The organism is Agrobacterium sp. LAD9 (assembly GCF_003031125.1).
GTDB classification, from domain to species: Bacteria; Pseudomonadota; Alphaproteobacteria; order Rhizobiales; family Rhizobiaceae; genus Agrobacterium; species Agrobacterium radiobacter.
On sequence record NZ_PHGS01000009.1, the window covers coordinates 363575 to 387999 of the forward strand.

The window sequence follows — 24425 nt, forward strand, 5'->3', positions numbered from 1 at the left end:
AGCCGCTTCCCCGCCGTCAAAAGCCCTGACATGATCCTGTAACACGCACGCCGCATATACGGACAGAAGCCGGGCAATGGGGATTCGCCCGCGCGCAGATGAGCAGGATCAGTGTTTCATGACGAGAATCACGATTGTCACAGATGCCTGGCACCCGCAGGTCAACGGCGTGGTTCGCTCGATAGAAAATACCAACACCGAACTGGCGCGGCTGGGTGTGGATGTGCGCATGGTCACGCCGCAGAGTTTTTACAGCATCCCCTGCCCCACCTATCCGGAAATTCGCCTCTCCGTCGCCGGCTATCGCCGTGTGGCGGCGGAGATCGAAAAAAGCCAGCCCTCCTTCGTGCATATCGCGACGGAAGGGCCGCTGGGCTTCATGGCGCGGCGCTGGTGCGTGAAGAACCGCATGCGTTTTTCCACCAGCTATCACACACGCTTTCCCGAATATGTGGCGGCGCGTTTCCCCGTCCCGGAAAGCTGGCTTTATGCCTTCGTGCGCTGGTTCCACAATGGCGGCAACACCTGCATGGTGGCCACCCCGAGCCTTGAGACCGAGCTGGAAGCGCGCGGCGTGCGCAACCTGAAGCGCTGGAGCCGCGGCATCGACGCCGAGCTTTTCCATCCCCGCCCGAAGGCAAAGCTGCCTTTCGACCTGCCGAGGCCGATCTTCATGACGGTGGGACGTGTGGCGGTGGAGAAGAACCTGCCGGAATTTCTCGACCTCGACCTGCCGGGTTCGAAGATCGTCATCGGTGACGGCCCGGCCCGCCATGAATTGCAGGAAAAATATCCTGATGTGCTGTTCACCGGCGTCAAGACCGGTGAGGACCTAGCCGACGCCTATGCGCAGGCCGATGTCTTCGTTTTCCCCTCGAAGACCGACACATTCGGCAACACCATTCTGGAAGCGCTGGCAAGCGGCGTGCCCGTGGCCGCCTTCCCCGTTACCGGACCGATCGACATTCTCGGCGGCAACCCCGCCGCCGGCGCGCTGGACGACAATCTTCGCGATGCCTGCCTGGCGGCGCTTCATTGTTCGCCACAGGCGGCGCTGGCGCTCTCCAAAAGCTACAGCTGGGAAAAGGCTTCAAGGCAATTTCTCGACAATGTCATCCACGCCGCCGGGAAATCGCTGCCGCAGTTATCCCGTTCCCAACTGGCGTGAAGGCAATCCCCGAGATTTTCTTTGGGAACAGTGGACGAAACCGAGCGGGAATGTCACAAGGCGATCAGGACGCGACTGCCGTTATCTTTAGAACGGGGTCGGGCTGCTGATTGACGTCAGGCGGCTGCCGCGAGAACACGCTGGCCGTCCTTTTTGCGGATGATACCCCGCCACATCCCTCGAGATGCCGCTTCAGGATAAAGGCAGAAGCTCTTTTTGCTGGGCTGTGCACCAGTGATTGATCTTCTCGACAACATCCTTTGGCGCGATCGGCAAGGCACTGCTGGGTATCACGACCACCGTCCCATGGAAAACCAGCACCAGACTATCCGGTGGCGTGATTGCGAGATGATAGCGCGCCCAGCTCAGCTGCACGGTGTCCAGCCGTGTGACCTGCTTGTAGCCCTGAGGCCCGATCTCGACCTGGGTGTGAGGCGAATACATTCGCTCGTGGGCGATATTCCAGTGAGCGAGAACCTCATAATAGGATTTCGCCTCCCGTCTCGCGCCCTGCCAGATAATAAACCAGATGGCGAGAGCCACGATCGGTGCGGGGGCGAACACCCAATAACCGACCACCGGCCAGACGCCCGGAAACCACGGCAGGCTTATGGAATAGATGAAAGCCGCAGCCAGCCCCGCAAATATCGACAGCTTGACTCGCGCTGAGGAAAAATGGCGAGCCCAGGACTTGTCGAAAATCATGCTGTAATTTTCATAAGCCTGATTTTGATAGCCGTAGACATAGGAAGGGACATGTTTCGGGTCGGGCGTGAAGCTTATAGAAATGGTGTCATCGGCCATAGGAGCACGTCGATCCCGTCCCTGTTGCAGCTCAGTCTGCGTAGCACCGGCGCCCTTATAAATCAAAAGGCCTTTCCCTACCAAACCTTCGGGATCGACGCCGTACCGCGTAACCTGCCTTCACCACGCTCCGGCAAGCGTTTGGCCGGACAGCAGTACGGTCCGCGGCTTACCATCCCGATCGGTTACCGAGAGCGACGCCGCCATCTGTTTGGGCGATTTGCGGAACCAGCTGGCGGCAACGCTCGCCATATCGCCGATCATCGCCTGTTTGTGCCAGTCGGCGAAGCGCTTGGCCGTGGCTTCCGGCTCGGAGCGGTAAAAGAAATCGCCGGATTGCCCGAGATCGTTGATGGAGGCCGCCATGGCCGAGAGCGGCCGCTGGAACATCTTTGCCGGTACCGCAAGCGTATCGGCCCCTTGCGAAAAAGCGGGCGCCATGAAATCGATCGCCCATCCATCCGCCTCCACCCAGCAGTGGAAATTCTCGCCCGCGCCAGTCACATAACCGTCTTCGCGATGATCGGCGAACAGCAAAACCGTTCCGCCGAGATTATAGGCCGCGAGCCCGCCCTTCGGCACCGCCTTCACCTTGTAATGCTGCTGCAGAATGAACGCGCCGAAGGTGCTGAAATACATGGAGGCCGAAGCAGGATCGGCATTCTGGCTGAGGAGCAGGCTGTTGATGACCCGGTAAATCCTGAAATAGTCGGTCTGCTTGATCAACATGGTTTTTACTCTTCAAAACCGGACAGTGAAATTGGAGCGAGCTGGTGCCCCTTGTTTCTTCTCCCCGCCGGGGAGAAGGTCGCGGCAGTGGGATGAGGGGGCTAGGCTGGCAGTATACGGAGAGGGTTCCCCCTCATCCGACCCTTCGGGCCACCTTCTCCCCCACGGGGAGAAGAAATGCGCCGCGACGCCGCGCGTCAGATTACCGCCTCTTCTTCGCCTTGCTCTCGAACGGATTGTCCGACCCGCGATAATGCACCCGGATCGGTACGCCCGGCATGTCGAAATCCTTGCGCAGACCGTTGACGAGGTAACGCGTATAGCTCTCGGGAATGGCTTCCGGCCTCGTGCAGGAAATCATGAAGGCCGGCGGGCGGGCCTTTACCTGCGTCATATATTTCAGCTTCAGGCGGCGGCCGGAAACGGCCGGCGGCGGATGCTGCGTCGTCTGCGAATCCAGCCAGCGGTTCAGCTTGGCGGTCGAGATGCGGCGGTTCCAGATCTTGTCGGTATCGATGATATTCTGCATCAGCCGGTCGAGGCCATAGCCCGTCTGGCCGGAAATCGGCACGGCGCGGATGCCGCGCGCCTGCGGCAGAAGCCGCTCGGTCTTTTCGCGCAGATCGGCCAGATAGGCCTGCGGGTCTTCGACCAGATCCCACTTGTTGAAGGCAAGCACAGCGGCGCGGCCTTCGCGGATGACGAGGTCAACCAGCTGCAGATCCTGCTTTTCGAACGGGATGGTGCTGTCGAACACGATGACGACGGTTTCCGCAAAGCGGATGGAACGCAGCGAATCCGCGACCGAGAGCTTTTCCAGTTTCTCCGTCACCTTGGCCTTGCGGCGCATGCCGGCCGTATCGAACATCTTGATGGTGCGGCCGCGCCAGTCCCATTCGACCGAGATGCTGTCGCGGGTAATGCCGGCTTCCGGGCCGGTCAACAGGCGGTCTTCACCGAGGAAACGGTTGATGAGCGTCGACTTGCCTGCATTCGGCCGGCCAATGATGGCGACGCGCAGCGGCTTGGTCTCATCATAAACCGGCTCTTCATCTTCTTCGTCCTCGCTGCCCGGCTCGCCGCGTGGCAGAACGATATCCGTCTCCGCCTCATCCACCTCAGGCGGGAAAGCGGCGTCTTCGCCAATTGCCCCGACAATGGCGTCACGCAGGTCGATCATGCCCTGGCCGTGTTCGGCCGAGATCGGGCAAGGGTCACCGAGACCCAGCGTGAAGGCGTCGTAGAAACCGGCATCGGAGCCGCGCGCTTCCGACTTGTTGGCCACCAGCACCACCGGCTTGCCGCGACGGCGCAGCATTTCGGCCAGCGTCTCGTCAGCCGGTGTCAGGCCCGCCTTGGCGTCCACGACAAACAGCGTCACATCGGCTTCGTCAATCGCCGCTTCGGTCTGTGCCCACATGCGGCCCTGAAGCGTTTCCGGCCCGGATTGCTCCAGACCGGCGGTATCGATGATGGTGAAACGCAGGTCGACCAGCTTCGCCTCGCCGGGGCGGCGGTCACGGGTGACACCCGGCGTGTCGTCCACCAACGCCAGTTTCTTTCCGACCAGACGGTTGAAAAGCGTGGACTTGCCGACATTGGGGCGCCCGACTATGGCGACGGTGAAGCTCATTGATCTTGGTTCCCTAGAGCAAGTCTGCCCAAAACGTTACCTGTTTTGGGCAAAAGACATGCGTAAAATAAAGAGTTGGATCGCTTTGGCAATGCGAAGAAATGCCGGAGCGATCTTGCGTGGCGCAGCCGCTTTAAGCAGCCTTGCCCGAAGCGGTGATGTTGTCGAGCATGATCTGCGCGCGGTTCGTCACGTTGCGCGGCGCCTGCGTGTCGCTGATGATCTGCTCGAACCATTGTTTGGCCTTGGCGAAATCGCCAGCCTTATAGGCGGCAAGACCCAGAGCCTCGCGGGCAGACGCACGCATGGTCTGGCCATCGGTGCTCAAGGGCTCCGCAAGGGCGACGACCTGGTCATAGGTGCCGTTATCCACCAGCAGCCATGCCGCACGCACCTTGGCGGTATCGCGGAAGACCTGCGGTGCGGAGGTGTCGTTGCCGATGGCGGTGAAGGCGGCGATGGCGCCGGCAGCATCGCCCTTCTGCGAAAGCAGCGTGGCCGAGCGGAACTTCGCCAGAACAGGGTAATTGCCGTGACCGGAGGTTTCGAGATCGGCGAAGGCCTTCAGCGCCTCATCCGTCTTGTTTTCCGAGGCAAGTTTCAGCGCCACGAGGAACTGGTCGCCGGAGTTGGAAGCGCGGCTGGTGTTCCAGTATTCGTAGATACCGGCGCCGGCGGCGCCCACAACCACGAGAATGGCGGCGCCGACGACCACGATACCGTAACGGCCCCAGAAGCGCGACAGCTGCTCGGAACGGATCTGCTCGTTCACTTCGCGGATAAAGGTATCATTTTCGTTTGCCATCAAATTCTCCGTTACCCGCGCGGAGATCGTCGCCGATCCATCCGTTCGCGGACATACCAAGCCGCTTACCCGGGTCAGCGAAAGTCAGGCCAACCGGGTCATGGTCGGCCTTCTAGCCTATTTTGCCTGATATGTAAGGGGGAAACGTTGATTTCCTACATGGCGATGGGCTGAACGCCGATCAACCATTCGTGCAGTTTCAGGATGAAAGCACCCCACAGAACGATGCCGCCGACAACGGCCACCAGATCATAGCGGCTTGAAACGAAGTCTCGGACCACTTTTTCACCCGCGCGTTCCCGGCGCTTGAGCGAAATCCGCATCACCACGCCCCAGGCGAGAAACGATGCGAAGAGGAGGATCGAAGACGTCTCGCCATTGGCCAGAAGATGGGCGAGCGCCCAGATCTTGACGGAAAGGACCATCGGATGCTTGGTCTTCGTCGCAATGTGGCCAGCCGGTATGAGGCTGGCGATAAGACAGATCATCGCGGGCAGCATCAGGGTCACGGCGATATGGCTCATCCAGACCGGCGGATACCACAACATGCCCGTCTCCTGCCTTGCTTCGCCGAAGGCATAGATGACAAGGCCGAGCGTGACGAGGCTGACAACGGAATAGACGCCCTTGAAAGGGCCTTCGCCCATCGTCGCGATCATACGGGCGCGAAATTGCGGTGCGACGACCTTCAAAAGATGCGTCAGCAGGAACAAGGCAAGACAGAGTGCGAGAAAAAGCATGGAACACGGTCCCCCGGTGGAACGAAGCGGCCCTATCACCGCAAGTGAGAACAGGAATTAGGCCGAAAGTCATGAAAACGCCAGACTATTCAAAGCTTCGCCTTATTCCACCCGCAAAAGGCCACGGTGTTTCATATGACGGATAACTGATGTTTCGCCCATTTACCGCTTTTTCCCTGTCGTTTCTCGCCGCCCTTCCCGCCTTTGCCGAAGAGGCGCAGAAGCCGAAGCAGCTCGTCATCGTGTCCTTCGACGGTGCGGGCGACAATACGCTGTGGGAAAGAAGCCGGGCGACGGCGAAGGAGGTCGGCGCGCATTTCACCTATTTCCTCGCCTGCACGCTGGTGATGGACAGGAAGACCAGCGCCAAGACCTATCAGGGTCCCGGCCAGAAGGCCGGCCGTTCCAATGTCGGTTTCGGCCAGTCGCCGGAAGAGGTGGAGACAAGGCTTAGAAACATCTGGGCCGCCTATCGCGAAGGTCACGAGATCGGCAACCACACCTGCGGCCATTTCGATGGCGGCCAGTGGACCGCGGAACAATGGGACGGCGAATTCACCACCTTCACCAGCACCCTGGAAAACGCCTGGCAGATGATCGGCAAGAAGGGCGAAGAGCCCGAAGGCTGGCGCGAGATGGTCAAGAACATCAACGGTTTCCGTGCGCCCTATCTCTCACAGGGCCCGGCGCTGACCGCCGCGCAGAAAAAACACGGCTTCGTTTATGACGCCACCAGCATCACCAAGGGGCCGGAATGGCCGGTGGAGCGCGAAGGCATCGAACATTTCGGCCTGCCCCTCGTTCCCGAAGGACCGGGCAACCGCCCGATCATCGCCATGGACTACAATCTCTTCATCCGCCACTCCATCGGCACCGAGACGCCGGATCGTTCGAAGGAATTCGAGGAGCGCGCCTATGCCGCCTTCCGCACCGCTTTTGACAGGCAGTATAATGGCGAGCGCATTCCCCTGCAGATGGGCTTTCACTTCGTGAAGATGAATGGCGGCGCCTATTGGAATGCCTATGAGCGGCTGCTGCGCGAGGTCTGCCACAAGACCGATGTCGCCTGTGTGAGCTATGCCGAAGCCATGCCGGTGATCGAGGCGCGCAAGAAGCAGAAGACCGAAGGTTAAACTCGACCGCGGATCATCCTCGGGCTTCTTCCTTGGACCGAAGCAACAGGTGCAAAAGGCGGCCGAGGGGCCGCCTTTTCTTACTCAGGGCTTGTTGGCCGCCAGTTCACCGGCTTCCGCTTCCCGCTTCAGATAACGCTCATCGATATCCGGCAGGGGCTTGTCGTCAATCGCAGCCTCAAAGGCCACAAGACGCTTGTGGATTGAAAGCAGCTCGATGATCGTCGTCCAGGAATTGACGAGATACTGGAACGAATTGCTGACCTGACCGAAGGCCGTGGCGATCTGCTGGTAGATACCATAGGTGATCTTGCCCGCCACGATGGTCGGAACGAGCATCAGAAGCAGGAACACCGCATCGGCCTGAATGTAGAAATATCGTGCGACGTTGAAATAGAGATAGTGCCAGTACATGCGGAAATAATTCTTCCGCACATTGGAGTAGAGTTCCTTGACTGTCGGCGGCTGAGCGCGGTCGGCGTGGTCCTCGCCATAGACGAGCTCCTTGCGGTAAGCCGCTTCCACACGCTGGTTGCGGAAGTTCAGGCCGGGCAGTTTGATGCCGACCGTCGCCAGAAGCACCGTACCGAACACCGACCAGACAATCGCCAGCCAGAACAGCGCATGCGGCACTTCGCCGAGGATCGGCAATTCAGAGACATAGGACGACAGCGCAAACAGGATCGGCAGGAACACAACGAGCGTCATCACCGAATTGATCAGCGTGATGCCCAACCCTTCGAGCGTCGAGGAGAACCGCATCGTATCTTCCTGAACGCGCTGGGACGCACCTTCGATGTGACGCAGCTTTTCCCATTTCGACATGTAGAAGTCGTTCATCGCGGTTCGCCAGCGGAAGATATAATGGCTGGTGAAGAAATCCGTCAGGATCGAAACGGCCATGCTGAGAAAAGCGATCTTGGCGAAGACGATTTGAAGACTGTAGAAATCCCAGACCTCGATACCCGGCTGTTTCGAAAGGGCATTTTGCAGAAGATCGCCGAAAGGCCGCCGGAAATTGTTGATCACGACGGAAATCTGAACGCCGAAATAGGTCACCGCGATAATCAGCAACGATCCCCAGATGGACCAGTATTTCCAGGGATGATCCTTGGCGATAACGGTCCACACGCCGCCGAACGCCGCCAGGCACAAGGCGAGATAGCCGTAAAAGAACAGATTCGCCGGGACCAGGAAGTAGCTGAGATCGTAGGGTTCCTGTTCAGGCATCACATAGCCCCAAGACCGACCTAACCCTTCAACGATGAAGTACCATCCAAGAATGGCGAAAAAAGCCCAGATAATGGCCGACGTGAAGAAGATTTTCGGTTTGGGAAAGAAGGAATGAAACACGTTTCGAACTCACGCGCGTTTGAAATCAGCCATTATTGGCGAAGCACTAGATGGCCCGAACCTAGGGCAGAAATTTGTGCACAGCAATGAAGAAGCGCTGACCTTAACAAGATGTAAGGCGTGCGCGGCGGACAATCCCCAAGGGAAACACCAGATTAAAGGCAGGAAAAGACGGCCCGCGGCCTAGCTCCGCCGCTCCGTGGCGAGCACCGGCAGCATCAGGAGAATGCTGACGACGAGCACGGCCGAAGCGAGAATGCTGGGCGCGGTAAAACTTCCCGTCACCTCAGCAATCCAGCCGGCGGCAAGCGGCCCGACAATCTGGCCCGTGCCGAAAGCGGCCGTCATCAGCGCAAAGGCGCGGCGCGGGCTCGGCCCGGCAAATTCCCGGCCGAGCTGCAGGCCATAGGCGGTGATGACCATAAAGGTCAGTCCGAGAAGCAGGCCGCCGGCGAGAACACCCGGCACGGGCGGCAGCATCACGGAAGCGAAGACACCGACGGCTTCCAGCGCGAGCACGATCACGAAAGCGCGTTTCAGCCCCTGCGATTTCAGCACCGGTTTCCAGAGGAAAAGAGAAATCGCGGCGGCGCAGCCGGTGATGAACCAGGCGAGAAACTCAACGAAAGCACCGGCGGCGGACATGCGCGCTATCGCCACGATGAAGGTGGCGGTGATGACATAACCGAAGCCGAAAAGCCCGTAGGCGAGCGTCGTCAGAACCAGCGGCCGTGTCCAGCGAAGCGGCGGCTCCGCCACCGCGGATGCATGCCGCGGCGGGCCAGCGGGAAGCACGCGAAAGACGAGAAGAAATGTGACGAAGGAAAAGACCGCGCCCGCAATCCATTCCTCTCTCCACGAGGAACCACCGCCGTCAAAAACGACGCCGATCAGATAGACCGCAAGCGAAGAAATTGCGATACCCGCGCCGACGCCGCCATAATGCAGCGCCTGGATCGTGTCCCTGCCCGCCTTCATGGCGTGGCCGATAACGATTTGCGAGGTGAAGATCATGGTCATTGCACTGGCGACACCGGCAAGAAACCGGATGACGGTGAAAGCCGCGACGGAACTGAAAGCGGCCATGGCAAGAAGCAGCGCAGCGGTGGAAAAGAGGCCGCAAAGGGCCACCAGCCGCTCCCGCCCCGACCCCCATGAATAGGCGGCCAGAACCGCACCCGCCAGATAACCGGCGAAGTTGCCAGCAGCCACGATCCCCGCATCGCCCGCCGAAAGCGGAACATCCGCCATCATGCCGGGCAGGATGGGCGTGAAGGAAAAACGGCCGAAACCCATGGCGGAGGCCATCATCAGCGCCCCGGAAAATCCGAGTGCGGTCAGATGTTTGGCGGAAAGTGGCTTGTCGATGGTCATGCATGGCTTATCGCAACGGGGCAGATAAGGGACAAGCGAGTTATTTTGATCGGCGCCATAAGCGGTCGTTATCGGTGCGAGACCTCAGGTGAAGGATACGGCGCCGCGCCCTCCAGCCCTCATTTCTGTGCTTGTCGCAGGAATCCAGCCGACGCGCGTCGGCGCGACGAGAGGACTCTTTTCAGCCCAAGGACTTGGGCTGGCTGGATCCCTGTGACAAGCACAGGGATGAGGAGATGGAAACCCGACAGCCCCACCCTCACTCGGCCAGCGTCAGCACCAGCGGCCCGTTCTTCGTCGCCACGACCGTATGTTCATACTGCACAGTCGGCGCGCTCGGATCGCTATAGAGCGTCCATGGATCGTCATCGCCATCCTCGGCCCAATAAGCTCCCGTCGACAGGAAGGGCTCGACGGTGAACACCATGCCTTCCTGCATGATGCGGCGCTCGTCCTTGTCCGGCCAGGTCGCCAGCTCCTTCGGCTCCTCATGCAGCGAGCGGCCGATGCCGTGGCTCGCCAGATTGGTGATCAGCGTATAGCGGTTCTTTTTCGCGAAAGCGCCAATGGCATTGCCGATATCGGCAAACGGCCTGCCGGTCTTCACCTGCTGAAGACCCGTCCACATGGCGCGTTTGCCATCGCGGCAGAGGCGCTCGATTTCCTTCTTCACCGGCGGCACGGCAAAAGACGAACCGGTATCGCCGAAGAAACCGTTCTTCACGGCCGAGACATCGATATTGACGAGGTCACCCGCCTTGATGATACGCGGTCCCGGAATGCCGTGGGCCACTTCCTCGTTGACGCTGATGCAGGTTGCCCCGGGGAACTTGTAGCAGAACTCCGGCGCGGATTGCGCGCCATTATCCTCCAGCACCTTGCGGCCGATAGCATCCAGCTCGGCCGTGGTGATGCCGGGTTCCAGCGCGTCCGCCATGGTCTGCATGGCCACGGCGCAAAGGCGACCGATATCCTTCAGCAGAACCAGTTCTTCTTCGGTGGAAATGACCATGTCTCTGTCCGTCGTTCTGTCTGGCGGGTCTGAAAGCGCCCGCCTTGTAATAATCAGGCCGTGGCTTTCACCGGATCGGCGCTCCCCGTCAATTCTTTTCTGACGATCGGGGCGACTTTCGTACCATAAAGCTCGATGCCGCGCATGATCTGGTCGTGCGGCATCAGGCCGATGGCCATCTGCAGCAGGAAGCGATCATTCCTGAACACGCCATGCGCCTTGATGATCTTTTCCGCCACCAGCTCCGGTTCGCCGAGGAAGAGATTGCCCTCCGGTCCGCGCGCCGCATCGAAATGGGCACGGTTCGTCGGCCCCCAGCCGCGTTCGCGACCGATGCGGTTCATCACCTCCGCCTGCGGGCCGTAAAACTGGTCGGCCGCCTTGTCGGTGGTGTCGGCAATGAAACCATGCACGTTGATGCTGGTGCGCAGCTTGGTCTTTTCCTGACCCGCCCTGCGCGCAGCCTCATGGTAAAGATCAAACAGCGGCGCAAAGCGACGATATTCACCGCCGATGATGGCAAGCGCCACCGGCAGGCCCATCGCGCCAGCCCGCGCCACCGATTGCGGCGTGCCGCCGACGGCGATCCACACCGGCAGACGCTCCTGCAACGGACGCGGATAAACGCCGCGCCCGTTGATGGCCGGGTGTTTGGTGCCGGACCAGGTGATGATTTCCTGTTCGCGCAGCGCCAAAAGCAGATCGAGCTTTTCAGCGAAGAGCACGTCGTAATCTTCGAGATCGTAACCGAACAGCGGATAGGATTCGATGAAGGAACCACGCCCGGCCATAATCTCGGCCCGGCCGTTCGACAGGAGATCGACGGTTGAGAATTGTTGGAACACCCGCACCGGATCATCCGAACTCAGCACCGAAACGGCGCTCGTCAGGCGAATGTTCTTCGTCTTCACGGCGGCTGCCGCCAGCACTGTTGAGGGCGAGGACACGACATAATCCGGACGGTGATGTTCCCCGAGGCCAAAAACATCGAGCCCGACCTGATCGGCAAGCTCGATTTCCTCCAGCAGATGTTTGAGACGGCGCGCGCCTTCCGGCCCGCGACCATCGGCGGGGTTGGGATTGACATCCGCGAATGTGTAAAGACCGAGTTCCATAAACAATACCTCTGTTTGCTTGCCTCAGAGATAGGGGCCGACGCCCCCGCAGGCAAATGCAAAATCTGGCGCAAAATCTGGATGCTTAGCTTCGAAAAAATGGATGGGCGCGGCCGGATTCACCCCTCTGTCACCCTCACCCGAAATCGCGATTGCCAGCCCGCCCCCTTTGGGCATACGCTGCTTAAACATGTGCGAAGTAATGCAAAAAGGGGAAAGCATGCATCGGACAGTTATCGTGACAGGCTCTACAAGCGGTATCGGTCTTGCCATCGCGCAGAGATTTGCGCGGGAGGGCGCCAATATCGTACTGAACGGCTTCGGCGACGAAGACGAGATCGAAAAACTGCGGCTGTTGCTGGAAGCCGAAAGCGGCGGGCGTGTGCTTTACCACCCCGCGGATATGACGAAACCGGACGAGATCGCCGACCTCATCCAGTCCTCGCACGAAAAACTCGGCTCGGTGGATGTGCTCGTCAACAATGCCGGCATCCAGCATATCGCGCCCATCGAGGAGTTTCCGACGGAAAAATGGGACTGGATCATCGCCATCAATCTGACCAGTTCCTTCCATACCATGCGCGCCGCGATACCGCTGATGAAGAAGGCCGGCAAGGGCCGCATCATCAACATTTCCTCGGCCCACGGTCTCGTCGCCTCACCGTTCAAATCGGCCTATGTGGCGGCCAAACACGGTATCATGGGCCTGACGAAGACGGCAGCGCTTGAGCTTGCCCAGACCGGGGTTACCGTCAACGCCATCTGTCCCGGTTATGTACTCACGCCGCTCGTCGAAAAGCAGATACCTGAGATGGCCAAGGTGCGCGGCATCAGCGAAGAAGCGGTGAAGAACGACGTGATGCTGGAGCTGCAGGCGACCAAGCAGTTCGTCACCGTCGATGACGTGGCCGCCGCCGCCATATTTCTGGCCAGCGACGCCGCAAGCAACATCACCGGCACCCATATTTCCGTGGATGGCGGCTGGACGGCGCAATAATTGCCAGATTTTCTTTCCGTTATGGAAACAATGAATTGCCAAAACGGAAATCGATATGCGCGCAAGAGCGTGCATAGATACGTCAAGATAATCACAAGAAACCGGCTCGGCAGCCGGTCAAAACAGCAGGGCATTGCATGAAGGACGCGATCAGCTTCATCCTCAACAACGAAACGGTTTCGTTGAAGGATTTCGGACCGACGGACACGCTTCTCGATTACCTCCGCATCAGCAAGCGGTTGACCGGGACCAAGGAAGGCTGCGCGGAAGGTGACTGCGGCGCCTGCACGGTGCTGGTCGGGCGGCTGCTTGATGGTTCTCTGCGTTATGAAAGCGTCAACGCCTGCATCCGCTTTCTGGGCTCGCTGCACGGCACCCATATCGTGACCGTTGAGCATCTGGCCGCCCGCGACGGCACGCTGCACCCCGTGCAGCAGGCCATGGTGGATTTTCACGGCTCGCAATGCGGTTTCTGCACGCCGGGTTTCATCATGTCGCTTTATGGCCTGTGGCTTACCAGCGAAAACCCCGGCCGCGCCGATATCGAAAAGGCCCTGCAAGGCAATCTCTGTCGATGCACGGGCTATGAGCCGATTGTAAAAGCCGCTGAAAAGATCGCCACTGCGCGCCCAAGCGCGCTGTTCGACCCGCTGCAGCGCGACCGCACCGATATCATGGCAAGGCTCTGGGCGATCCGCGAAAACGAGACGATCACCGTCGTCAGAGGCGAGGATCGCACCATCATTCCGGCAACGCTTTCCGATCTGACCGAGATTTACGCTGCCGAGCCGAAAGCGACGATCGTTGCCGGCTGCACCGATGTCGGCCTATGGGTGACGAAGCAGATGCGGGCGCTGAACCCTGTCATCTTCATCAACAATCTCGGGGATCTGCAGACCATCGCTGTGGATGAGAACGGCATCACGCTCGGTGCCGGCGTCACCTACAGCCAGGCCTTCAAGACCATTGCAGAACATTTTCCGCCGCTTGCCCGGCTGTTCGATCGGCTCGGCGGCGAGCAGGTGCGCAATATGGGCACCATCGGCGGCAATATCGCCAACGGTTCGCCCATTGGCGACACGCCCCCCGCCTTGATCGCACTCGGCACGACGCTCACCCTGCGCTCGTCTTCCGGCAACCGCAGCATGCCGCTGGAAAGCTATTTCATCGACTACGGCAAACAGGACCGGCTGAGCGGCGAATTCGTCGAAAAACTCTTCATTCCGTTCCGGAAGCCGGAAAGCCGTTACGCCGTCTACAAGATTTCCAAGCGGCGCGACGAGGATATTTCCGCGCTGTGCGCCGCCTTCAACCTGACGCTTGACGCCGATGGCGCGGTCGAAGATATCCGCATCGCCTTTGGCGGTATGGCCGGCACGCCGAAACGGGCCGCGCATCTGGAGGCAGCACTTCTCGGCAAAGAGTGGTCGCAGGAAACGATCGATGCGGCGCGCGATGCGCTGGATGAGGATTTCACGCCACTGACGGACTGGCGTGCGACTGCCGAATATCGGCAACTGACGGCCAAGAACCTGCTGACGCGGTTTTTCCTTGAGACTTCAGGGGAGAAGCAGGAACTAACACGCTTCACTTTGGAGGAGGCTTGAACCATGGACACCACAAGCTTCGACAAGACGAAGACCGAAATCGACGGCCCGATGCATGCCTCGCTCCGGCACGATTCCGCGCATAAGCATGTGACCGGCAGCGCCGAATATATCGATGATATTCCCGAACCCGCCGGCCTCGTTCACGGCGCGCTCGGCCTTTCCGACCGCGCGCATGCTGAAATCGTCTCCATGGACCTGTCAGAGGTAGAAGCCACACCGGGCGTGCTCTGGGTGATGGTTGGCAAGGATGTGCCCGGCGAAAACGACATCTCCTCCGGCGGCCGTCACGACGAACCGCTGCTGGCCGAAACAAAGGTGGAGTTCCACGGCCAGCCGATTTTCGCGGTCTTCGCCGAAACCCGCGATATCGCCAGAAAGGCCGCCCGCAAGGCGAAAATCACCTATAAGGACCTGCCGCATTTCACCGATATCGACACGGCGATTGAAAATGGCGGCGCGCTCGTCATCGATCCGATGACGCTGACGCGCGGCGATGCCAGGCTGGAAATGGATGTGGCGCCCCGCCGCCTCACCGGCACGATGCGGATCGGCGGGCAGGAGCATTTTTATCTCGAAAGCCACATTGCCATGGCCGTGCCCGGTGAGGATGACGAGGTAACGCTGTGGAGCTCCACCCAGCATCCCAGCGAAATCCAGCACATCGTCAGCCATATGCTTCAGGTGCCGTCCAACGCCGTCACGGTGCAGGTGCGCCGCATGGGCGGTGGCTTCGGAGGCAAGGAAACGCAGGGCAACCAGTTTGCCGCCCTCTGCGCCATTGCCGCCAAGAGGCTGAACCGAGCCGTTAAAATCCGCCCCGATCGCGACGAGGACATGACGGCGACCGGCAAGCGCCATGATTTCCGCGTCGATTACGAGCTGGGCTTCGATGAGGAAGGCCGCATCCACGCCGTTGACGCCACCTATGCGGCGCGCTGCGGTTTTTCCTCCGATCTGTCAGGCCCGGTAACCGACCGCGCGCTCTTCCATGCCGACTCCAGCTATTTCTATCCGCATGTACACCTCACCTCTCGGCCGCTGAAAACCCATACGGTTTCCAACACCGCCTTTCGCGGTTTCGGCGGTCCGCAGGGCATGCTCGGGGCTGAACGTTTCATCGAGGAAATCGCCTATGCCGTCGGCAAGGACCCGCTCGATGTCCGCAAGCTGAATTTCTACGGAGAGACCGGCTCCGAGCGCACCACGACGCCCTATCATCAGGAGGTCGAAGACAACATCATCGCCCGCATCGTCGAGGAACTGGAAGCTTCCAGCGAATACCGTGCGCGCCGGCAGGCAATCGTCGAGTTCAACAGGACGAGCCCGATCATCCGCAAGGGCATCGCGCTCACCCCTGTCAAATTCGGCATCTCCTTCACCATGACCGCCTTCAATCAGGCGGGTGCCTTGGTGCATATCTACAATGACGGTTCGATCCACCTGAACCATGGCGGAACGGAAATGGGCCAGGGCCTTTATACCAAGGTGGCGCAGGTGGTGGCCGATGCCTTCCAGGTGGATATCGGCCGGGTGAAGATAACAGCGACGACTACGGGCAAGGTGCCGAATACCTCAGCCACCGCCGCCTCCTCCGGCTCCGATCTCAACGGCATGGCGGCCTATGACGCCGCCCGCCAGATTCGCGAGCGGCTCGTCAAATTCGCCGCCGAGAACTGGAACGTGCCGGAAGAAGAAGTCGTCTTCCTGCCGAACCGGGTGCGGATCGGGCTTGAGGAAATCGCCTTCAACGACTTCATCAAAAAGGCCTACTTCGCCCGGGTGCAGCTTTCCGCCGCCGGTTTTTACAAGACCCCGAAAATCCACTGGGATCGCGCCGCCGGTCGCGGTACGCCGTTTTATTATTTCGCCTATGGCGCGGCATGCTCGGAAGTGTCGATCGATACGCTGACCGGCGAATATATGATGGAACGCGCCGATATTCTCCACGATGTCGGCAAGTCGCTGAACCCGGCCATTGATATCGGCCAGATAGAAGGCGCCTTCGTGCAGGGCATGGGCTGGCTGACGACCGAGGAATTATGGTGGGACGGCAAGGGGCGGCTGCGCACCCACGCTCCCTCGACCTACAAGATCCCGCTCGCCTCCGACCGGCCGAAGAGCTTTAACGTCAAGCTGGCGGAATGGTCGGAAAATGCCGAACCCACCATCGGCCGCTCCAAGGCCGTGGGCGAACCGCCCTTCATGCTGGCGATCTCGGTTCTCGAAGCGCTCTCCATGGCCGTCGCCTCCGTCGCCGATTACAAGGTCTGCCCGCGGCTTGACGCGCCGGCAACGCCCGAACGGGTGCTGATGGCGGTGGAACGGCTGAAGAAGGTGTGAGGGGGCCAGCGCCAATGCCTGATATCCCCCTGCCCGCGTTCCTCGCCCGCCTTGTCCCCGCAATCCTCGTGGAAATCGAGGCTGTGAAAGGCTCATCGCCGCGTGAGGCTGGCACCTTCATGCTGGTCTCGCAAGACGGCATGTGGGAAACCATCGGCGGCGGGCAGTTTGAATATATGGCGATAGACCACGCCCGCGCGATGTTGAGGAGCGGTGCCGCCGAAGACCGTATGGATATTCCGCTCGGCCCGGAAATCGGCCAATGCTGCGGCGGGCGCACCCTGCTCCGGTTCCGGCGCGTAACAGTGGAACTCGCGGCAGCGCTCGAGGCAAGGCTGAAGGGCGAGGCCGAGCAACAGCCCGCCATCTTCATTTTCGGGGCGGGCCATGTTGGCAAGGCACTGGCGCAGGCTCTGTCGCTCCTGCCCTTGACCCTGACAATCGTGGAAACCCGTGAAAACGAGCTGCACGATCTTCCAGTGAACGTCGCATCCGTGTTGACCCCCATGCCGGAGGCGCTCGTCGCGAAAATCCCGGCAAACGGGGCGGCCATCATCGTCACCCACGATCACGCCCTTGATTTCCTCATCGCGAAGGAGGCGCTTGTTCGCGACGACCTCGCCTATGTCGGCATGATCGGCTCGAAGACCAAACGCGCCACCTTCGCCCATTGGCTGGAGCGGGAGGGAGAGCCGCTGTCCCGGCTTACAAAACTCATCCTGCCCATCGGCGGTAACAGCGTCAGGGACAAGCGGCCTGCAATCATAGCGGCCCTTGTGGCAGCCGAGTTACTGCAAGCATTTTCCGCTGCCGAAACCCGTCGCAACGAAAATCAACGCGGCCATCCTCAAGACCAAGATCACGCTTGAGCCCATCCGGCAGGCTTTCATCCGCCAGATTGTCTGGTGCCAGGCTTTCAAGGGTAAACCGTTCCGCTGTCCGCAGACCCGCACGCAGGCGGGACCACGCGCGCAAAAGTGCTGTGCGCATGTTCGTCTCCATTCAAAAATGTCAGAAGCTCAGTTGATGAATTGAGCTAAAAATGCTCTGTTTTCCGAATAAAAACCAATGAAACCTTTGGCAGATGGCATAAAGAGAACTTATCCATGAAAATGTCCCGCCAGTTCCCCCTGAATGCCCTGCGCGTGTTCGAAGCCGCAGCAAGGCATCTGAGCTTCACCAAGGCCGGTGAGGAACTGGGCATGACGCAGACGGCGGTCAGCTATCAGGTGAAACTGCTGGAGGAGAATGTTGGCGAGCCGCTCTTCATCAGAAAGGCGCGGCAGGTTGTGCTGACCGAGGCCGGGCAGAAACTGGCGCCGAAAGTTGCGGAAGCCTTCAATACCTTACAAGAGGCCGTCGACAGCGTGCGCGACACGCCCGACGCCACCTTGACCATCCATTCCACGGCCACCTTCGCCTCACGCTGGCTTTCCCGGCATCTGGGTGCTTTCCAGCTCGAACATCCCTCGATCGCGGTGCGGCTCGATACATCAAGCGCATTGATCGATTTTTCCCAGTCCGATTGCGATGTCGCCATTCGCTGGAGCAAAGACAACGGCAAAGGGCTGATCTACCATCAATTGCTGCGCGGCGTTTATACGCCGATGCTGCATCCCGGCCTCGCCGAAAGCATCGGCGGGTTGCACAAACCGGAAGACCTGCTGCGCCTGCGCATCATCGACCCCGGCGATATCTGGTGGAGCCAGTGGTTTCAGGAAGTGGGCGTCGAAAATCCGGGCCTTGACCGTTATCCGCGCAGCCGCCTCAATGTGCAGGCCTTCGAAGCCGCCGCGGCAATCGCCAGCCAGGGCGTGGCCATGCTCACCCCTGAACTCTATGCCGATGAGATTGCCCTCGGCCGCCTTTATCAACCCTTCGAGCACCTCAGCAGTGAAGGCAAGAACTACTGGCTGGTCTATCCTGAAAACCGCAGGAACATCCGCAAGATCAGGCTGTTTCGTGACTGGATACTGAAGCGGATCGAGGAAAGCCGGCAGCAACAACCGCCTCAAAACCCCATGTCCGGCGCATAGAAACAGCGCGGCGTATCCTCATCCGGAAACAGGCAGAGATGATATTCGCCATCCTCGGATCGTCTTGCCTCGCGCTGCGACCAGCTGAAAACGTGGCGTCGCGTGACCATGCGGTGATCGCCGGGTGCGAGCGAGACCTCGTAACCGTCAGGCGTCACACGAACGCTTCGCGTGGGAATCATCTGGCAGTCGCCGGTTTCGGCGTCACCATTGCAGCAGTAGCTTTCATATTTGAACCCCTTGTGGGATTCATGCGCAAGCGCGGTGGCGCTGAATGCCAAAAGCAGGAAGAGGACCGTCAGAACAAGGCGCATCGGCATGGTCTCCGTTGAAACAACGGCGGCCGCCGGAAGATCATTGCGTCCCTTTATTCAAATTTCACATCAACACCCACCCGGACACAACGGCACCGGGAACTGCGATACCTGCCCCCTGATCTGCCCCACCCAGGGTTCGCAGCGCCCGCTTTCGGAAGAACCGCCAGCGAAACATGTCATTGAAACCCTGCGCATCGGCGTAAAACCGGAATGGATTTCCGACGAGGCGCGCCCGAGGGCTCCGCAGCCTTATATTTTAGCACATCAGCAGACTGCACAAAGGACAATAGCTGAGTCGCGTTAGCCAGCTAAGCACAAACTGCGACAGGAATGAGCGGCTGCAACTTTACCGGGCCACCCCGCGTGCATGGGCGAACCGAAACGAGATTGCGGACACAAAGGCATCGGATTGTGAACAATCATGTTCCAACCTTTGCTTTTCACTTTCCTAACGGTCAAATTTCTCGCAAGGTGCGCTGCACAAGGATCAGGGGAACCGAATGTACGAATACGCCATTGCGTGGGAATGGATGGCTTTTGCCGTCCGCTGGCTCCACGTCATCACCGCCATCGCCTGGATCGGCTCATCCTTTTATTTCATCGCGCTCGATCTCGGGCTGGTCAAACGGCCGCATCTGCCGCCGGGGGCCTATGGCGAGGAATGGCAGGTACATGGCGGCGGTTTTTATCACATCCAGAAATATCTGGTCGCCCCCGCCCAGATGCCCGAGCACCTGACGTGGTTCAAATGGGAAAGCTACGCCACCTGGCTTTCCGGCTTCGCCATGCTCTGCATCGTTTATTACGGCGGCGCCGACCTGTTCCTCATCGACCATTCGGTGCTGGCGCTCACCCAGTTCCAGGCCATCTGTCTGTCGCTTGCCTCGCTTGCCATCGGCTGGCTGTTTTACGATTTCCTGTGCAAATCTCCGCTCGGCAACAATACCTGGGGCCTGATGATCGTGCTCTATGTCGCGCTGGTGGCGATGGCCTGGGGCTACACACAGGTCTTCACCGGCCGCGCCGCCTTCCTGCATCTCGGCGCATTTACCGCCACCATCATGTCGGCGAATGTGTTCTTCATCATCATTCCCAACCAGAAGATCGTCGTGGCCGACCTGATCGCCGGGCGCACGCCGGACCCGAAATACGGTCGCATCGCCAAACAGCGCTCGCTGCACAACAACTACCTGACGCTGCCCGTCATCTTCTTCATGTTGTCGAACCATTATCCGCTGGCTTTTGCCACGCAGTTCAACTGGATCATCGCGGCACTCGTCTTCCTGATGGGCGTCACCATCCGCCACTGGTTCAACACCACCCATGCCCGCAAGGGCAAGCCGACATGGACCTGGCTTGCGACCGCCCTCATCTTCATCGTCATCATGTGGCTTTCCACCGTGCCGAAGGTGCTGACCGGCGAGGAGGAACAGAAGGCCGCCACGCTTTCGCCGATGCAGCAGCAATTCGTCGCCGACGCCCATTTCGCCAAGGCGCGTGATGTGGTTCAGGGCCGCTGTTCCATGTGCCATGCGGCCGAGCCGGTGTGGGAAGGCGTGCCCTTCACACCCAAATCCGTGAAGCTCGAAACCGACGAACAGATCGCCGCCCACGCGCGTGAAATCTATTTGCAAGCCGGGCGGAGCCATGCCATGCCTCCCGGCAACATCACCGCCATCACCCCGGATGAGCGCAAGGTGCTGACCGCCTGGTATGAAAGCGCGGTGTCCGGGACAGGAAAAGCCGAAGGAAAGACTGAATGAGCATGGTTCTGCTGCGTGGCCGCCTGCTGAGCTTCCGCCGCGCGCCGCTTTCGATCGACGATACGCAAAGCTATCTCTATATCGAAGATGGCGGCCTGCTGATCGAGGATGGCAAGATCGCCGCCATCGGCGAATACGCGGATATCCACAAGAAAGCCCCCGAAGATATCGAGGAAAAGGACCACCGGCCGCATCTCCTCGTGCCCGGCCTCATCGACATGCACCTGCATTTCCCGCAGATGCAGGTCATCGGCTCCTATGCCGCCAATCTGCTGGAATGGCTGAACACTTATACTTTCCCGGAAGAATGCCGCTTCGTAGAAAGCGCGCATGCCCAGCGCATTGCCACGCATTTTTACGACGAGCTTCTGCGCCACGGCACCACCACGGCCGCCGCCTATTGCTCTGTGCACAAGACCTCCGCCGACGCCTTCTTTGCGGAAGCCATGAAGCGCGACATGCTGATGGTGGGCGGTAAGGTAATGATGGACCGCAACGCCCCGCAGGGCCTGCTCGACACGCCGGAGACCTCCTACGACGAGACGCGGGCTGTCATCGCCGACTGGCACGGCAAGGGCCGCAACCACGTCGCCATCACGCCCCGCTTCGCCATCACCTCTACCCCGAAGCAGATGGAAGCCGCACAGGCGCTGGCACAGGAATTTCCCTATCTCTTCATCCAGACGCATCTCTCGGAAAATCTGGACGAGATCAAATATACCTGCGAGCTCTACCCGGAAGCGACCGATTACACAGACATCTACATGCGCTACGGCCTGATGGGCAACAAGACCCTGCTCGGCCACGCCATCCACCTTTCCGAGCGCGAGGCGGATGTGCTGTCGGAAACCGGCGCGGTGGCCGTGCATTGCCCCACCTCGAACCTGTTCATCGGCTCCGGCCTCTTCCCGATGAAAAAGCTGCAGCGTCGCGAAAAGCCGGTGCGGATCGCGGTTGCGACCGATATCGGTGGCGGATCGAGCTATTCCATGCTGCGCACCATGGATGAGGCCTACAAGATCCAGCAATTGCTGGGCGAGCGTCTGAACCCGCTGGAAAGCTGGTATTTGATGACGCGCGGCAATGCCGAGGCGCTTTCCATGGTCGACCGCATCGGCACGCTGGAAACCGGCACAGATGCCGACATCACGGTGCTCAACGCCTCATCAACCCCCGCCATGGCGCTGAAGATGGAAGTGGTGAAAAGCCTGACCGAAGAACTGTTCCTGATGCTGACCATGGGCGACGACCGCACCGTCGTCGAGACCTATGTGGCCGGCAAGGCGATGAAAAGCACGCTTGCATAGTTCGGCTGAGGCCGAAACATTCGGCCTCAGCCTCCTTTATACCGGCCAAAATGCGAATGACTTCTGGAGTGCGCCGTGCCGGATTTTGAGACAACCACCATGATCATGGTTTTCGCGACATTCATTGTCGCTGGTATCGTCAAGGGCGTGACCGGCATGGGGCTGCCGACCGTGGCCATGGGCGTACTCGGCCTCTTCATGCCGCCGGTGGTCGCAGCGGGCCTGCTCATCCTGCCCTCCTTCATCACCAATATCTGGCAATTGCTGGCCGGCCCGGACTTCAGGGCTATCGTGGCGCGGCTGTGGCCGATGATGATCGCCATCGCCGCCGGCACGCTGATCGGTATCCGGCTGATGACGGCAGGCACCGGCATGTGGGCCACCTCGGCGCTCGGCCTGTGCCTTGCGGCGTACGCGGCCTACAGCCTCTTCGCAAAGCCCTTTGCCATTTCTGCGAGGCTAGAGCCGAAGCTCTCCCCGACCATTGGACTGGCGACAGGCCTGCTGACCGGCGGCACCGGCATTTTTGTTGTTCCCGCCGTGCCCTATATCCAGTCGCTCGGCTTCAGCCGCGACGATCTCGTGCAGGCGCTCGGCCTTTCCTTCACTGTTTCCACCGTCGCACTCGCCACAGGCCTCGCCTCGCAGGGCGCCTTCCACGTCGAGCATCTGTCACTGTCCGCGCTCGCCATCCTGCCGGCGCTTCTCGGCATGTGGCTCGGCCAGAAGATCCGCAACATCGTCAGCCCTGCGACATTCCGGCGCTGGTTCCTCATCTGCCTGCTTTTATTGGGAGCCGAACTGTTTTTGCGGGCTTTCTGGTGATCAACTCCGTCGATTTTGATGTTGCAGCCATCCCATTCATGTTATGTGAAGCCATCATTCAAATGTGAAGGCTTTATCCATGGGCAAAATCCTGACCATAGCGGACCTGAAGCAACAGGCTCAGCGCCGTGTGCCAAAAATGTTTTTCGACTACGCCGATAGCGGCGCTTGGACGGAAGGCACCTACCGCGCCAATGAGGATGATTTTTCGAAGATAAAGCTGCGCCAGCGCGTGCTGGTTGATATGACCGACCGGTCGCTGGCAACCGAAATGGTCGGCCAGAAGGTGTCCATGCCGGTAGCGCTCTCCCCCACCGGCCTCACCGGCATGCAGCATGCCGATGGTGAAATGCTGGCCGCCAAGGCTGCGGAGGAGTTCGGCGTGCCCTTCACGCTCTCCACCATGAGCATCTGCTCCATCGAGGATGTCGCCTCCGTCACCTCGAAACCGTTCTGGTTCCAGCTTTACGTGATGAAAGACCGGGATTTCGTCAACAATCTGATCGACCGCGCCAAGGCCGCCGGATGCTCGGCGCTGGTGTTGACCCTCGACCTGCAAGTACTTGGCCAGCGCCACAAGGATTTGCGCAACGGCCTGTCCGCCCCGCCGAAATTCACCCCGAAACATATCTGGCAGATGGCGACGCGGCCGAAATGGTGCATGGACATGCTGCGCACCAAGCGCCGCAGCTTCGGCAACATCGTCGGCCACGCCAAGAATGTCTCCGACCTGTCATCGCTCTCCTCCTGGACGGCCGAACAATTCGATCCGCGCCTGTCCTGGAAGGATGTCGAGTGGATCAAGCAGCGCTGGGGCGGCAAGCTGATCCTCAAGGGCATTCTTGACGAGGAAGATGCGCGCGCCTCTCTCGATACCGGCGCCGACGCCATCATCGTCTCCAACCATGGCGGCCGCCAGCTCGACGGCGCGCACTCCTCCATCGCGATGCTGCCGAAGATCGTCGACGCCGTCGGCGATAAGGTCGAGGTGCATATTGATGGCGGCATCCGCTCGGGTCAGGATGTGCTGAAAGCGGTCGCGCTCGGCGCCAGGGGCACCTATATCGGCCGGCCTTTCCTTTATGGCCTCGGTGCCGATGGCAAACAGGGCGTGACGACAGCGCTCGAGATCATCCGCAAGGAGATGGATGTCAGCATGGCGCTTTGCGGCAAGCGGCTGATTACGGATGTGGATCGCAGTATTCTGGCGTGATGGTGACAGAGGGCGGTAGTCTCTCTTCCGTCATGCCGGACTTGATCCGGCATCCAGCCACGGCGCGTCTGCGCCGTGAGAAATCAGCCTTTCGCGATCAAGGACTTGACCGCACTGGACCCCGGATCAAGTCCGGGGTGACGGAGTATGT

Annotated in this window: 21 protein-coding genes; 11 read left to right on the forward strand and 10 right to left on the reverse strand. The window is 60.0% G+C overall.

The window, feature by feature from the left end; genetic code table 11:
* The first annotated feature begins 118 nt into the window (after window positions 1–118).
* A complete protein-coding gene (locus tag DA915_RS11475; protein ID WP_107675930.1) occupies window positions 119–1168 on the forward strand; it encodes a bifunctional monoglucosyl/glucuronosyl diacylglycerol synthase in 1050 nt (349 codons plus the stop codon).
* 192 nt (window positions 1169–1360) lie between these two features.
* Here the strand turns inward: DA915_RS11475 and DA915_RS11480 are convergent, their stop codons facing one another.
* The 5 genes from DA915_RS11480 to DA915_RS11500 all read right to left on the reverse strand — a co-directional run bounded on the left by DA915_RS11480 (window position 1361) and on the right by DA915_RS11500 (window position 5879).
* Complete coding sequence (locus DA915_RS11480; RefSeq protein ID WP_162722784.1) at window positions 1361–1972, reverse strand: hypothetical protein; 612 nt, start codon at window positions 1970–1972, stop codon at window positions 1361–1363.
* A 120-nt stretch (window positions 1973–2092) separates the two neighbouring features.
* Entirely contained in the window at window positions 2093–2701 is a 609-nt protein-coding gene (locus DA915_RS11485) for a DUF2026 family protein (protein ID WP_107675856.1), read from the reverse strand.
* 202 nt (window positions 2702–2903) lie between these two features.
* Window positions 2904–4334: a ribosome biogenesis GTPase Der gene (der, locus tag DA915_RS11490; RefSeq protein ID WP_107675857.1), complete on the reverse strand. Its 1431-nt coding sequence runs from the start codon at window positions 4332–4334 to the stop codon at window positions 2904–2906.
* A 133-nt stretch (window positions 4335–4467) separates the two neighbouring features.
* A complete protein-coding gene (locus DA915_RS11495; RefSeq protein WP_003510369.1) occupies window positions 4468–5139 on the reverse strand; it encodes a tetratricopeptide repeat protein in 672 nt (223 codons plus the stop codon).
* 155 nt (window positions 5140–5294) lie between these two features.
* Window positions 5295–5879, reverse strand: a complete 585-nt coding sequence (locus tag DA915_RS11500; protein ID WP_060725187.1) for an NnrU family protein — start codon at window positions 5877–5879, stop codon at window positions 5295–5297.
* Window positions 5880–6028: 149 nt separating this feature from the next.
* Here DA915_RS11500 and DA915_RS11505 point away from each other — a divergent pair, with 149 nt between their 5' ends.
* A complete protein-coding gene (locus tag DA915_RS11505) occupies window positions 6029–7012 on the forward strand; it encodes a polysaccharide deacetylase family protein (protein WP_107675858.1) in 984 nt (327 codons plus the stop codon).
* Window positions 7013–7096: 84 nt separating this feature from the next.
* Here the strand turns inward: DA915_RS11505 and sbmA are convergent, their stop codons facing one another.
* From sbmA to DA915_RS11525, 4 genes are all read right to left on the reverse strand, one after another.
* On the reverse strand, window positions 7097–8365 hold the full coding sequence (gene sbmA, locus DA915_RS11510) for a peptide antibiotic transporter SbmA (RefSeq protein WP_060727457.1): 1269 nt from the start codon (window positions 8363–8365) through the stop codon (window positions 7097–7099).
* 183 nt (window positions 8366–8548) lie between these two features.
* On the reverse strand, window positions 8549–9739 hold the full coding sequence (locus tag DA915_RS11515; protein ID WP_107675859.1) for an MFS transporter: 1191 nt from the start codon (window positions 9737–9739) through the stop codon (window positions 8549–8551).
* Between the two features lie 259 nt (window positions 9740–9998).
* Window positions 9999–10751, reverse strand: a complete 753-nt coding sequence (gene map / locus DA915_RS11520) for a type I methionyl aminopeptidase (RefSeq protein ID WP_003510360.1) — start codon at window positions 10749–10751, stop codon at window positions 9999–10001.
* A 53-nt stretch (window positions 10752–10804) separates the two neighbouring features.
* Window positions 10805–11866: an LLM class flavin-dependent oxidoreductase gene (locus DA915_RS11525; protein ID WP_003510358.1), complete on the reverse strand. Its 1062-nt coding sequence runs from the start codon at window positions 11864–11866 to the stop codon at window positions 10805–10807.
* A gap of 220 nt (window positions 11867–12086) precedes the next feature.
* On the opposite strand from DA915_RS11525, the gene DA915_RS11535 reads away from it, so the two are divergent.
* The 5 genes from DA915_RS11535 to DA915_RS11555 all read left to right on the forward strand — a co-directional run bounded on the left by DA915_RS11535 (window position 12087) and on the right by DA915_RS11555 (window position 18849).
* Window positions 12087–12863 (forward strand): 3-hydroxybutyrate dehydrogenase, encoded by a 777-nt coding sequence (locus tag DA915_RS11535; RefSeq protein ID WP_003510356.1) that lies wholly within the window; start codon window positions 12087–12089, stop codon window positions 12861–12863.
* A gap of 137 nt (window positions 12864–13000) precedes the next feature.
* On the forward strand, window positions 13001–14470 hold the full coding sequence (gene xdhA / locus DA915_RS11540) for a xanthine dehydrogenase small subunit (RefSeq protein ID WP_107675860.1): 1470 nt from the start codon (window positions 13001–13003) through the stop codon (window positions 14468–14470).
* Window positions 14471–14473: 3 nt separating this feature from the next.
* Window positions 14474–16813, forward strand: a complete 2340-nt coding sequence (gene xdhB, locus DA915_RS11545) for a xanthine dehydrogenase molybdopterin binding subunit (protein WP_192886465.1) — start codon at window positions 14474–14476, stop codon at window positions 16811–16813.
* A 14-nt stretch (window positions 16814–16827) separates the two neighbouring features.
* Window positions 16828–17682 carry a xanthine dehydrogenase accessory protein XdhC gene (gene xdhC, locus DA915_RS11550; RefSeq protein ID WP_192886466.1) on the forward strand — a complete coding sequence of 285 codons (855 nt, stop codon included), beginning with the start codon at window positions 16828–16830 and terminating at the stop codon, window positions 17680–17682.
* Between the two features lie 237 nt (window positions 17683–17919).
* Window positions 17920–18849, forward strand: a complete 930-nt coding sequence (locus DA915_RS11555; RefSeq protein WP_107675862.1) for a LysR substrate-binding domain-containing protein — start codon at window positions 17920–17922, stop codon at window positions 18847–18849.
* Here DA915_RS11555 and DA915_RS11560 read toward each other — a convergent pair.
* On the reverse strand, window positions 18825–19163 hold the full coding sequence (locus DA915_RS11560) for a hypothetical protein (RefSeq protein WP_003510346.1): 339 nt from the start codon (window positions 19161–19163) through the stop codon (window positions 18825–18827). The genes DA915_RS11555 and DA915_RS11560 overlap by 25 nt on opposite strands.
* Window positions 19164–19666: 503 nt before the next feature.
* On the opposite strand from DA915_RS11560, the gene puuD reads away from it, so the two are divergent.
* The 4 genes from puuD (at window position 19667) to DA915_RS11580 (ending at window position 24274) form a co-directional block, all read left to right on the forward strand.
* Window positions 19667–20929: a urate hydroxylase PuuD gene (gene puuD, locus DA915_RS11565; protein ID WP_107675863.1), complete on the forward strand. Its 1263-nt coding sequence runs from the start codon at window positions 19667–19669 to the stop codon at window positions 20927–20929.
* Window positions 20926–22236: a guanine deaminase gene (gene guaD / locus DA915_RS11570; protein ID WP_107675864.1), complete on the forward strand. Its 1311-nt coding sequence runs from the start codon at window positions 20926–20928 to the stop codon at window positions 22234–22236. The genes puuD and guaD overlap by 4 nt, the downstream gene beginning before the upstream one ends.
* Window positions 22237–22341: 105 nt before the next feature.
* Entirely contained in the window at window positions 22342–23061 is a 720-nt protein-coding gene (locus DA915_RS11575; protein WP_107675933.1) for a sulfite exporter TauE/SafE family protein, read from the forward strand.
* 79 nt (window positions 23062–23140) lie between these two features.
* The gene (locus tag DA915_RS11580) at window positions 23141–24274 is read left to right on the forward strand and encodes an alpha-hydroxy acid oxidase (RefSeq protein ID WP_162687087.1); all 1134 of its coding nucleotides are present in this window, start codon (window positions 23141–23143) and stop codon (window positions 24272–24274) included.
* Window positions 24275–24425 lie beyond the last annotated feature (151 nt).